This is a genomic window from Vibrio sp. 10N, from assembly GCF_036245475.1.
In the GTDB taxonomy this organism is placed as follows: Bacteria; Pseudomonadota; Gammaproteobacteria; order Enterobacterales; family Vibrionaceae; genus Vibrio.
The window spans coordinates 2,946,917-2,958,944 of record NZ_BTPM01000001.1; the positions used below are offsets into that span (position 1 = coordinate 2,946,917).

General features: G+C 47.9%; 8 protein-coding genes. 4 read left to right on the plus strand and 4 right to left on the minus strand.

The window, feature by feature from the left end; all coding sequences use genetic code 11:
• Positions 1-25: 25 nt before the first annotated feature.
• Together csrD and AAA946_RS13680 are read right to left on the minus strand one after the other, a co-directional pair.
• The gene (gene csrD / locus AAA946_RS13675) at positions 26-2,017 is read right to left on the minus strand and encodes an RNase E specificity factor CsrD (protein WP_338165336.1); all 1,992 of its coding nucleotides are present in this window, start codon (positions 2,015-2,017) and stop codon (positions 26-28) included.
• Between the two features lie 222 nt (positions 2,018-2,239).
• A complete protein-coding gene (locus AAA946_RS13680; RefSeq protein WP_042496381.1) occupies positions 2,240-2,776 on the minus strand; it encodes a single-stranded DNA-binding protein in 537 nt (178 codons plus the stop codon).
• Between the two features lie 286 nt (positions 2,777-3,062).
• On the opposite strand from AAA946_RS13680, the gene AAA946_RS13685 reads away from it, so the two are divergent.
• The 4 genes from AAA946_RS13685 to AAA946_RS13700 all read left to right on the plus strand — a co-directional run bounded on the left by AAA946_RS13685 (position 3,063) and on the right by AAA946_RS13700 (position 9,564).
• Positions 3,063-3,713, plus strand: coding sequence for a LuxR C-terminal-related transcriptional regulator (locus AAA946_RS13685; protein ID WP_338165337.1), 651 nt, complete (start codon positions 3,063-3,065; stop codon positions 3,711-3,713).
• A 174-nt stretch (positions 3,714-3,887) separates the two neighbouring features.
• Positions 3,888-4,757, plus strand: coding sequence for a UTP--glucose-1-phosphate uridylyltransferase GalU (gene galU / locus AAA946_RS13690; protein WP_112459521.1), 870 nt, complete (start codon positions 3,888-3,890; stop codon positions 4,755-4,757).
• Between the two features lie 155 nt (positions 4,758-4,912).
• The gene (gene uvrA / locus AAA946_RS13695) at positions 4,913-7,741 is read left to right on the plus strand and encodes an excinuclease ABC subunit UvrA (RefSeq protein ID WP_338165338.1); all 2,829 of its coding nucleotides are present in this window, start codon (positions 4,913-4,915) and stop codon (positions 7,739-7,741) included.
• A gap of 68 nt (positions 7,742-7,809) precedes the next feature.
• On the plus strand, positions 7,810-9,564 hold the full coding sequence (locus tag AAA946_RS13700; RefSeq protein ID WP_338165339.1) for a PglL family O-oligosaccharyltransferase: 1,755 nt from the start codon (positions 7,810-7,812) through the stop codon (positions 9,562-9,564).
• Positions 9,565-9,610: 46 nt separating this feature from the next.
• Here the strand turns inward: AAA946_RS13700 and AAA946_RS13705 are convergent, their stop codons facing one another.
• Positions 9,611-10,270: a general secretion pathway protein GspB gene (locus AAA946_RS13705; RefSeq protein WP_338165340.1), complete on the minus strand. Its 660-nt coding sequence runs from the start codon at positions 10,268-10,270 to the stop codon at positions 9,611-9,613.
• A complete protein-coding gene (locus tag AAA946_RS13710; protein WP_338165341.1) occupies positions 10,267-11,973 on the minus strand; it encodes an AAA family ATPase in 1,707 nt (568 codons plus the stop codon). Before AAA946_RS13710 ends, AAA946_RS13705 begins: the two co-directional genes overlap by 4 nt.
• Positions 11,974-12,028 lie beyond the last annotated feature (55 nt).

Below are 12,028 nucleotides of genomic sequence, written 5' to 3' on the forward strand. Positions count from 1 at the left end.
TTATGGCGCTTATTTTTTTATGATATTAACTTCGCTTCCAGCGATTTCGACGACCAGGTTTAATCAACGACGATTTGACCTGCGCTTCGGGCAACAACTGCGTTTCTGCCGCAAAGTAGCGCCCCTGACCACCTTTAACACCAAGGTCAATCAAAGTGTGCCACTCTTTTTTCGTCTCGACGCCTACAGCAATAACTTGTGTCGGTGAATCACCACATGCACCAACCATACTGCGAACAAACAACTGGTTTTCATCACGCTGATCGATGCGCTTTACCAAGCTGCGGTGCAATTTGAGGTAATCCACTTTGAGATCTTTGATGTAGTGTGTGCTAACTATCGAGCGACCCGCCTGACCAACGATCACGGTACACCCTAACCCTGACAACATTCTCACTACCGGACGAATGTAGTCTAAATGTTGCACTAAGCGCGCTTCTGAAAACTCAAAGCTAAGCTGGCTGCGGACACTGACTGGCAACTGCAATAACTCATCTCTAAACCACTTAAAGTAGTTTTTGTTTGCAAATGGTACGACATACACATTCAGCGATAGAGGTAGTGCAATTTTACCTTGCTTGATGCTTCTAAACACCTTACCCAATACCGCTCGATCAAAGTTTGATTCATAGCCTACCTGCAGTAACGCGGAGTGAAAACGGGACGCTTTCACTGTGCCGCGTTCAGGATCGTCGATGCGTGCAAACAGCTCTTTATGTAATGGTGCGAGCTCTTTGCCTTTTTCGTATAGGTAACAAGGCTGGGCATAAATCAGCAAGTTGTCTGGCAATAGAGCGCGGTCAAAGAGAGTACGCCAACGTACGCTACCCCGTTCGTCAAATTTCTGAACTTGTTTTTGGAAGCGGCTCCAGTTGTTAACCTTTTGCAGCTGAGCGCTTTTGAGCGCGGTTTCCGCTTCTTCCATGATTCGGCCGCGACGCTCCCCTTCCGAGTACATACTCACACCAATGTGACACCAGTTATCTTCATCCAACGGCACAGGTGGCGGCGATTTCTCCATTTGACGTATGCACTGACTCGCAAGGGCCGCCACGTCTTTGGAGCTTTGGTGAGGGATAAATATCGCGAAATCTGCATCATAGTAACGAGAAAAAATGGCATCTGGGTATTTTTGTACCGCCTGAGACAACACTTGGCCAACTTCAATAAGAAATTCATCCGCCTCAGATTTACCCAGCTTCTCTTGTGCCTGCTCCCAATCTTCGATGCGGAACAAGATCACGCCACCTTGTGCCCCACTCTCTTGCAGTGCTGATTCCAATTTGCTGTCAAACAGCATTCGATTGGCACTTCCCGTTAACGGGTCAAGGAAGGTTTGAGTACGAATAAAGGTGTCAAAACGGCTACGCTCTTGGCGAGCATCTTGCAGCTCCTCTATTAGAATATCCAGCGCCTCACTCGCCGTATACGGCCATTCTCGCTCGTCACCCTTGGCGTATTGTTCGACTCGGCCACCGAGGATCATTCTGCCCCGTTCTTCCAGTAATTCCGATCCCACAAGCTGTTCACGTAACCATTTCACCCCTTGCATCAAGCAAAAAACAATCAGGCCAAATGCGAGTGTGACCGACCACATCGCTTCCAGCGAATAGCGCACATCGAGATACGGTGGCAGTGCGACAAACTCAACACGATAGCCATCGTTACGCTCTAGCTCAAAGCTTCGCTCGTACACGACCGTTCTGTCTAATGTCGGTGAGGTGTTTTTATAGCGATAAACCACGCCAGCTGAAGACATCAGCTGCATTTCAATGATATTACTGGCTTGCAGCATCTTAGGCATCCAACGCTGCATCATGTATGCGGCATCGGGATCTTCAAGCTCTTTGTCGATGACTTTCACGATCCCTGCAAGATGATGATTGAGATACTCTTGTCCCATACGCTTGATGGACAGGGTACCACCCACGAATAGGATAAAAACCGCACTCATTACAATAACCGTAACAAAAGCGACCAAGCGCGTGCTCAGTTTAAGGGTGGGGGTTTGCCTCATAGTTTGCCAAAGTCCTTTTTGAACGAATTATCGCTATCACCTATCAACCCTCATGAATAAGGCAGCCAGGCAGCTGGTTGTTTGTTATATCAAATTTAGCCAAAACCGTTAAGTCACACGCTATGGCAGGGTTCTAAGAAACAAAAAAAACCGCGACAAATGTCGCGGCCTTTCAGCATTAGTCATAGTGAATAAGATTCACTCTACACATCTGAATTCGATTTAAAACGGGATGTCGTCATCGAAATCCATTGGTGGTTCGTTGTATTGTGGCTGCTGCTGAGCTGGTTTTTGCTGTGCAGGCTGCTGAACAGGCTGTTGTGGCTGACCCCAACCTTGCTGTTGCGGCGCTTGCTGCTGCATGCCACCTTGGTTCATACCACCCTGCATAGGAGCACCACCACCTTGACGGCCACCTAGCATCTGCATCACGCCATTGAAGCCTTGTACAACCACTTCTGTTGTATAACGGTCTTGACCATTCTGATCTTGCCATTTACGAGTTTGTAGTTGACCTTCAATGTAAACTTGAGAGCCCTTTCTTAGGTACTCACCCGCTACTTCCGCTAGCTTGCCGAACAATGCAACACGGTGCCACTCTGTTTTTTCGCGCTGTTCACCCGTCGCTTTATCACGCCACGATTCCGAGGTCGCGATTGTAATGTTCGCCACGGCACTGCCGTTTGGCATGTAACGAATTTCTGGGTCGTTACCTAAGTTACCCACTAGAATGACTTTGTTTACTCCACGGCTTGCCATGTTTTGCTCCGTAACCACAGTGTGTTTTAAAATAGCCCAGTAGGATACCATGAACCTGCAAGACAGCAACAGCGCTTATGTGAACTAACCTACAATCCCAACTTGGTGCTCAAATATAAGTCTAGCGCCGAAACTTCAGTCCATCTAGGCACACCGCCCACCTTATACACATATCAATTACTTAAAATAGTTTAAGTCTCTCTCAATTTGTGTTGTAAACACTAGCTGCTCACACTTATATACACCAATATGCACATTAATTCAGTGGCAAAAATTATTAGTGACGATGAGAAAAAACAGCTACAAACGGACCATACAACACGTCAGTCTCGGTCAAGATCAAGACGTCACCGAGCGTATTGAAGCGCTCTCTGGCCTATGCGTCAATCCTATCGAAACCATTACTCCCAACGATCTATTAAATGCCGCGACTGGGCCACGAAACCGAATTTTGCTGTTCGATTACGAGGAATCGTTAGATCTGTTCAAACAGGTTCTCAACTTGCCATTGGCAAGTAAGAATTTTGAAACCATTTTGATCAATGTGCCCCACCGATTGACCACTGAAGAGATCCTCAAGTACGGCCATCTAAAAGGCCTGTTCTATAGCCACGAAGATGGCAACAAAATTACCTTTGGCTTTGGTGAAATTATCAATGGCAAAAACTGGCTGCCACGAGATGTCGCCAGTCAGCTGTTGCACCACTATCGTTACGTTGTTTCCGCCAATACCTGTACCACAGTGGTTGATTTAACCTCGCGAGAAATTGAAATATTACGCTGCCTGCAGTCAGGCGCGAGCAATTTAGAAATCTCCGAAGATCTGTACATCACCGAATCAACAGTGAAGTCGCATCTGTATCAGATATTTCGCAAACTCTCTGTGAAAAACAGACTGCAAGCCATCGCGTGGGCCAATCAGCATTTGCTGTCCTAAGCTGCGTACGCTGGTGAACGCTATTCTGCTTTTTTTGCACTCGATCCCTTTGTCTATATGTGAATCGAACTTCACAACAATTCTGCTGTCATAACCGCTCGTTAGTCTGTAGACTTAAACCCATTCGCCACAGTTGGCAATGAATTGAAACATATAAAGATAAAGGGTCTTACCATGATTAAGAAGTGCCTATTCCCGGCGGCGGGTTATGGAACTCGTTTTCTTCCGGCAACCAAATCTATGCCAAAAGAAATGATGCCTGTAGTGAACAAACCACTGATTGAATACGGTGTTGAAGAAGCCATTCAAGCGGGTATGGACGGCATGTGCATTGTTACCGGCCGTGGTAAACACTCCATCATGGATCACTTTGATAAAAACTACGAGCTTGAGCACCAAATCAGCGGCACAAACAAAGAAGAGCTACTGGTTGATATTCGTGACATCATCGACTCAGCACAATTTACCTACATTCGTCAGCGCGAGATGAAAGGTCTTGGCCACGCTATCCTAACCGGTCGTGAGTTGGTCGGCGACGAACCTTTTGCAGTCGTACTCGCCGATGACCTTTGTGTTAACGAAGAGCAAGGCGTGTTGGCGCAAATGGTGGCACTATACAAACAGTTCCGCTGCTCAATCGTTGCTGTACAAGAAGTACCGGAAGATGAAACGCACAAATACGGTGTGATTTCGGGCGAGATGATCAAAGACGATCTGTTCCGCGTTGACGACATGGTTGAAAAACCAGAGCAAGGCACAGCACCAAGCAACCTTGCGATCATCGGTCGTTACATCCTAACGCCAGATATCTTTGAGCTGATCGAGCAAACGGAACCGGGCAAAGGTGGCGAAATCCAAATTACCGACGCACTGCTTAAGCAAGCAAAAGCAGGCTGCGTGTTGGCGTACAAATTCAAAGGCAAGCGTTTCGACTGCGGTAGCGTAGAAGGCTACATCGAAGCCACTAACTATTGCTTTGAAAACCTATACCTAAAAGATGAGAAAGCAGCGGAGCTTGGTAAGCACGCAACAAAAAAAGCGTAAAGCTCAATAGTCTCAAATCTTGAATCAAATAACAGCGCTACGGAGCCTTGGCACGTAGCGCTTTTGTTTTAACCTGTTTTTTTATCCAGTATTTCTTTGCACAAACTTCACACTATGTAATACTTGTCACACTACGTTTTACATGAGTGGCAATAATGGACAATATCGAAGTTAGGGGGGCTCGTACCCATAACCTGAAAAACGTCAATCTGACAATTCCTCGCGACAAACTCACCGTGATCACAGGCCTCTCCGGCTCAGGTAAATCATCACTTGCCTTCGACACCTTATATGCCGAAGGGCAACGTCGTTATGTGGAGTCCTTGTCCGCTTATGCAAGACAGTTTCTGTCACTAATGGAAAAGCCAGATGTTGATCATATTGAAGGTCTGTCTCCCGCGATTTCGATTGAACAAAAATCCACGTCTCACAACCCACGTTCCACCGTAGGCACAATCACCGAAGTCTATGACTATTTAAGACTGCTCTATGCTCGCGTGGGCGAACCACGTTGTCCAACTCATAAAGTGCCTCTCGCTGCGCAGACGGTCAGTCAAATGGTCGACAAAGTGCTCGAGCTTCCTGAAGGCTCAAAAATGATGCTGTTGGCACCGATTGTCAAAGAGCGCAAAGGTGAGCACGTCAAAACGTTAGAAAACCTGGCGGCGCAAGGTTTTATTCGGGCTCGTATCGACGGTGAAACTTGCGATCTGTCCGATCCACCAACACTAGAACTGCACAAGAAACACACTATTGAAGTGGTCGTTGATCGCTTTAAGGTGCGCGACAATTTACAGCAACGTCTTGCCGAGTCGTTTGAGACTGCTCTGGAACTATCTGGTGGTATCGTCGGCGTTGGTTGGATGGATGAACCGGAGAAAGAAGACATTATTTTCTCCGCCAACTTTGCGTGTCCGTATTGTGGTTACAGCCTTCAAGAGCTGGAACCTCGACTGTTTTCATTCAATAACCCCGCAGGGGCTTGTCATACCTGTGACGGTTTAGGCGTTCAACAATACTTCGATCCTGAGCGCGTGATCGTCGATGACAGTTTAAGTATTGCTGATGGCGCGATTCGTGGCTGGGATCAGAAGAACTACTACTACTTCCAAATGCTTACTTCGCTCGCTAAGCATTATGAATTTGATCTGTTTGCGCCGTTTAACTCACTGCCGAAGAAGATCAAAGACGTCGTACTAACAGGCTCTGGCCGCACTGAAATTGAATTTAACTACGTCAACGATCGCGGTGACATTCGCGTCAAACGTCACCCATTTGAAGGGATCCTCAACACTCTAGAGCGTCGCTATCGTGATACCGAATCTAACTCGGTACGTGAAGATTTAGCCAAGTATATTTCCACCAAATCTTGTGGTACTTGTGGCGGCACTCGTCTGCGTGAAGAAGCGCGTAACGTCTTTGTCGACGATACTACGCTGCCCGAGATTGTTGAAATGAGCATTAGCGATGCGATGGACTTCTTTAAGTCTCTCAAGCTAGAAGGACAGCGCGCGCAAATCGCCGAGAAGGTGATGAAAGAGATCAACGATCGACTGCACTTTTTGGTCAACGTCGGACTCAATTACCTCAACCTCTCGCGCAGTGCAGAAACGCTCTCTGGTGGTGAAGCTCAACGTATCCGCTTAGCCAGTCAAATTGGTGCCGGTTTAGTTGGCGTCATGTATGTGCTGGATGAACCTTCTATTGGCCTCCACCAGCGCGACAACGAACGCTTGCTCAACACCCTGACGCACCTACGCGATCTCGGTAACACCGTATTAGTCGTAGAGCATGATGAAGATGCGATCCGCACAGCCGATCATGTCATTGACATCGGTCCGGGTGCTGGGGTGCATGGGGGTTCCGTCGTCGCCGAAGGTACCATTGACGATATCATCGCCTCTGATCGTTCGTTAACAGGTCAATACCTGAGCGGTAAGCGCGAAATTGCTATCCCAGAGCAACGCGTTGCAATGGATCCCAAAAAAGTCGTCACTCTACAAGGTGCAACTGGCAACAACTTGAAGAATGTCGATTTAACCGTACCTGTCGGCTTATTTAGCTGCATCACGGGCGTATCTGGCTCAGGTAAATCGACGCTGATCAACGATACCTTCTTTAAAATCGCTCACACACAGCTTAATGGTGCCACCACCGCCGAGCCTTCACCGTATCAACAAATCGAAGGGCTCGAACACTTCGATAAGGTGATCGATATCGATCAAAGCCCAATTGGTCGCACACCTCGTTCCAACCCTGCGACGTATACTGGTATTTTCACCCCTATTCGTGAGCTATTCGCTGGTACTCAAGAAGCACGCTCCCGTGGTTACAAACCAGGGCGCTTCAGCTTTAACGTTCGAGGCGGCCGCTGTGAAGCCTGTCAGGGTGATGGAGTAATTAAAGTAGAAATGCACTTCTTACCCGATGTGTACGTGCCTTGTGATGTATGTAAAGGCAAACGCTACAATCGTGAAACTTTAGAAGTACGCTATAAAGGTAAGACCATCGATGAAGTGCTGCAAATGACGGTGGAAGACGCTCGCGAGTTCTTCGATCCTGTCCCTGTTATTGCCAGAAAGCTGCAAACGTTGATGGATGTAGGCCTATCTTACATTCGCCTGGGTCAGGCTGCGACCACACTATCTGGTGGTGAAGCTCAACGAGTCAAACTGGCGCGCGAGCTTTCAAAGCGAGACACAGGTAAAACCTTATATATTCTGGATGAGCCGACGACTGGCCTGCACTTCCATGATATTGAGTTGCTGCTGTCGGTGTTACATCGCCTGCGTGACCACGGTAATACTGTCGTTGTCATTGAGCACAACCTTGATGTCATCAAAACCGCAGACTGGATCATTGATTTAGGACCAGAAGGAGGCCAAGGTGGAGGGGAAATCATTGCTCAAGGGACACCGGAAACTGTGTGCCAAGTCGAAGGTTCACATACCGCACGCTTCCTAAAACCTATGCTAAAAGGGTAAATTAGAGCATTATCACGGGTGGCCAATGTGGGCCCCCGTTATTTTCTTGGATTTAACTCGTCACAACTATGGCAATCATTCATACCAATGGCACCGAACTCGAGCCTGTGAAAGTTCGCCCGCCACTTAATCGCAAGTTTATGACCGCCATGGCGGTGCTGTTTCTCGTTGCGACTCATTTCTTCTGGCCAAACCCTGGTGGAACCGGGCTTGCTTTGTCGTTCAATAATACAGCTTGGATGGCATTTGCACTCGTGCTCGGCACCGGACTGTATCAACTTGGAAGCAACCAAGCACTAAAATACAGCAAGCTCACCGTTGGCCTGGGACTGGCTTGTCTGCTGATGAGTGCCCCTTTACTCTACAGTCACCCGGATATCGAAGCCGTGCTACCACGATTTATCGGTTTATGGAGTGGTTTCTTACTGTTTGTACTCTTGCAGCAGTTTCAGTTTACCAACAAGCAGAAACAGCGTTTACTGTGGTTAGTAGTACTCGCCGCCTGTATCCAGGCCTTATTTGGCTACGTTCAGTATTTCCTCCTCAGCGCCGATAATCCCCTGGGTTATGACACCGTCAGCAATCGTCCTTACGGTATTTTCCAACAGCCAAACGTCATGGCAAGCTTTCTCGCCACAGGTTTCGTGTTGTCCGGTTACCTACTGGCTAGGCAAAAGCACAAGTACAACTGGCACATCAGTGATGTCTCCATTTTGTATTTAATGCCCGTCATCGTGATACCCCTTATTGTGGTGCTGGGCTCTCGCACTGGTTGGATGGGTTCCATTGCTGGCTTTGTATTGCTTGTCCCTTACCTCTATCGTCATTCAACACGCAAGCGACTGCGCGGCTGGACATTAGCGACACTGGCGGGTCTCACTTTGGGGCTACTGATGGGTTTTGCCAACTCAGGAAGCCAAAACCTCATTACCAATAAAGCCAAACTCGAAGACGTGCGTTCAACGATCTACAGTCAGTCTTTGGACATGCTGATTGAAAAGCCTTTTACCGGTTACGGGTTGGGTAAATTTGAATCAAAGTATTTGGTCTACACGGCGAGGCAGCATCAGCTCAACGACAGCTTTGCTCCCGGTATTCCGGCACTCGATCACCCTCACAACGAGCTACTGTTATGGGGTATCGAAGGGGGACTGTTGCCCATTTTAGGGATATTGTTGGCGGCACTATTCGTCGTCAGCCGCATCTACACCGCTAAACCAGGTACTCGACTGGCTATCTTTGCACTGTTTGTACCGATTTTTCTACATAGCCAACTAGAGTATCCGTTTTATCACTCACTGATCCATTGGATCACTTTTGTGATTTTGATTTACTGGGTTGACCAGCGTACTCCTAGACTAAAAAGCATCGCCTTCAGTAACGTGACAAAAACCGTGTGTCGCGTATTGTCACTACTGGTGCCGATTTTAATCAGCGTATACATGATTGCTGCGTTACACACCAATTATGTACTAACGCAATTTGAAAAATCACAGCCCGTTAATGCTAGCCTGCTGGAGAAAGTGACTAATCCGGTGGTATGGAAAGACCGCTATCATTGGAACCTGTACAGCACGTACCTCAAACTTGGGCTATCCACTAACAACCCAGAATACATCCAGCCCTATATCGATTGGTCTGTTGAGGTCATTAAAAGCAAACCAAGGCCAGCTTTCTATCGTAATTTGATTTTGGCTTATCAAGGCAGTGGAGAGATCAGTAAGGCGCAGCAAGTACTGGTCGAAGCCGAGTATCTATTCCCTCAGCAACAATTTGGTTTGATTGCCGTAACGCCTGCAAGTCAGGCTAAACCGGCACAGTGACCAACATGAATGCCTCCTCGCTGGCCTCAAAACCCGCGAGGAGGGATTATCCTCCCCACTCGTAGAGCGCAGGAATATCGATGATGTCGTTATCAAAACGGATAGTCACCGACTGGGGTTCTATCGCTAATAGTTGAACCGAATTTAAACGGTCACCTTCTTTGAGTTCTTGCCCATTGACTTTGATCCAGCGGCGATTCACATCAGAGGAGTACATGTGAGTTTGGAAGTTCAGTGCAGGTAAACGTCCTCGATAGCGTGCTTCATTGCTCTCTAGAGCAATATGGTCAACACGACTCAAACGCGGATCGGCAGGGGCATTACTCATCGCCGCGGCGACCTTACGAGCGATCTCTGGGTCTAACCCACTCAAGTCCAGATCATCCAGCCCAAACGGCTCATCGCTGCTGCCTTGGTTTGAAGGTTGAACGGCAGCTTGCGGTACTGGTTGATTGGCAAAACCCACGTTTGACGACGCCTCAGCGACCGATGGCGTGGGTAAGGTGACCACAGCCTGAGATTGCGCGCGCTTTGGTAGCGGTTTCAGCTCACTCAGTTTAGGGTATGGCAACAAACTGTAGGCGCTCTCAGAGCCTGTTTGTGACGATGGCGCTTGCAAATCTAAAGGCTGTCCTGACGGCTCTGCCATCAAAGAGCTCGATAGGAATGAAGTCACCAATAGGCTCAGCGTCGTAATACGGATCATTGAAAGGCCTCCTGCGAATCGTCCCTCTTGAGGGAAGGCGCGTCGGTTTGTGTCATTAGCTCCAATTTTTTCAACGTATTACGGCCGGCGATACCATCGACGTCCATCTTCTGCCAGCGCTGAAATAATTCCACTTTACGCTCTAACGCTTTATCAAATACGTCGCTTCCCAGCAAAGGCTCACCGAGTACTTGTGATAGTTTACTATCAAGAATCGCTACTTCTTCACCACGTTGATTCAAACGCAGTGTCGTATAAATTTCACGCTGCCAAATCGAGTAATATTCACCAGTCCACAAAGACTCAAGCCAGCCCTTTGGCATAACAATACGATCACGCCCATTGAGCACTTCCACCTCATCACCTTTGACGCGATACAATACTACGTAACTTTCATCACCAAGATGATACAGGGGCATCACGACGGGTAGGTTTTGTTCAATGATTTGCTCTAAGGTGCCCAAGTACTTTTGACATTGGAACAAGCTGTTTGAACCCGATTCACACATACCATCAAGTACACCCGCTTGATAACCCCATACCGCATAAAGCTCTTGAATAGCAGCAATCTTGTCATCACGCTTAAACAGCGATTGCATAAGCTCAACTGGATATTGTGACTGAGCTACCGGTGATGTCGCTGGGGTGTTCGAAACAGGCTTTTCGACAACAGGGGCACTCACCACAGGGAGTGACGCCGGTGTGTCATTATTTAACGCCTCACTCTCCTGAATCCTATCTTCTTGTTTCAGTGTTTGCTGTGCCCACAGCAAGGCCTCTTCGCCCTTCCAATAGAGCCCTGCCGCCACCGTGATACCGAGCAATGCTGGAAGCGCATAATGACTGATGGCCTGTTGTACTGCCGATGTAGATTCACTGTTTCCAACGCCAGGTGCTTGAAAAGAGAGAATGTCCTCACACGCTTTGTGAGCCGTGGATTTCGAGACTCGCTTCTCACCGGAGTGATAAGCGTATTGTAATGCTTTATCACCAATTAAGTTGATCAGTCGCGGAATACCTTGGCTGGCTTTATTGATCACCGCTACCGCTGACTTACTGAACAATGCAGCTTCTCCACCCGCGGTAGATAAACGAAACTCAATATACTGACGAGTTTCACCTTCCGAGAGTGGTAATAAGTGATAACGTCCAGTAATACGCTGAGCGAGCTGACGAAGCTGCGTGGTGCGCAGTTTCTGTTGCAGCTCTGGCTGACCGATCAGCAGCACTTTTAGTAATTTGCGATCATCCGTTTCTAGGTTGGTTAACAATCGAAGCTGCTCGAGTACTTCCGCAGATAGATGCTGCGCTTCATCGATCACAACGAGCGTATTGATGCCTTGCTGTTCATTATCTTGAAGATACTGGTAAATCGCTTGGCTTAGCTGCTTGAGAGAAGCTTGTGGCGGATAAGCAATAGCGAACTCATCACAGATTGCTTCTAACAAATCCTGACTGGAAAAAGTTGGATTAAGAATTAACCCCGAAGCGGTTTTGTCGTCCAATGACGCTAACATGGCTTTTGCCACTGTGGTTTTGCCGGTTCCTACCTCACCAGTAAGCATAGCAAATCCGCCGCCCTGTCCAAGGCCAGCCTGAAGATGCTGCATCGCTTCACGATGTCGTTGACTCAAAAACAGATAGCGCGAGCTAGGTACGATCGAAAACGGTACCTCTAGAAAGCCGAAATAATCCTTATACATGGGTTAACCTTACAATATCAGTCAAAGCAAAGTACCATTGGTACACAGTAATGCC

Excerpts from the sequence above, each read along its gene's own strand:
- AAA946_RS13710 (WP_338165341.1), bottom strand. The coding sequence starts at position 11,973 with ATGTATAAGGATTATTTCGGCTTTCTAGAGGTACCGTTTTCGATCGTA.
- AAA946_RS13680 (WP_042496381.1), bottom strand. The coding sequence starts at position 2,776 with ATGGCAAGCCGTGGAGTAAACAAAGTCATTCTAGTGGGTAACTTAGGT.
- uvrA (WP_338165338.1), top strand. The coding sequence starts at position 4,913 with ATGGACAATATCGAAGTTAGGGGGGCTCGTACCCATAACCTGAAAAAC.
- galU (WP_112459521.1), top strand. The coding sequence starts at position 3,888 with ATGATTAAGAAGTGCCTATTCCCGGCGGCGGGTTATGGAACTCGTTTT.
- AAA946_RS13705 (WP_338165340.1), bottom strand. The coding sequence starts at position 10,270 with ATGATCCGTATTACGACGCTGAGCCTATTGGTGACTTCATTCCTATCG.
- AAA946_RS13685 (WP_338165337.1), top strand. The coding sequence starts at position 3,063 with ATGAGAAAAAACAGCTACAAACGGACCATACAACACGTCAGTCTCGGT.
- csrD (WP_338165336.1), bottom strand. The coding sequence starts at position 2,017 with ATGAGGCAAACCCCCACCCTTAAACTGAGCACGCGCTTGGTCGCTTTT.
- AAA946_RS13700 (WP_338165339.1), top strand. The coding sequence starts at position 7,810 with ATGGCAATCATTCATACCAATGGCACCGAACTCGAGCCTGTGAAAGTT.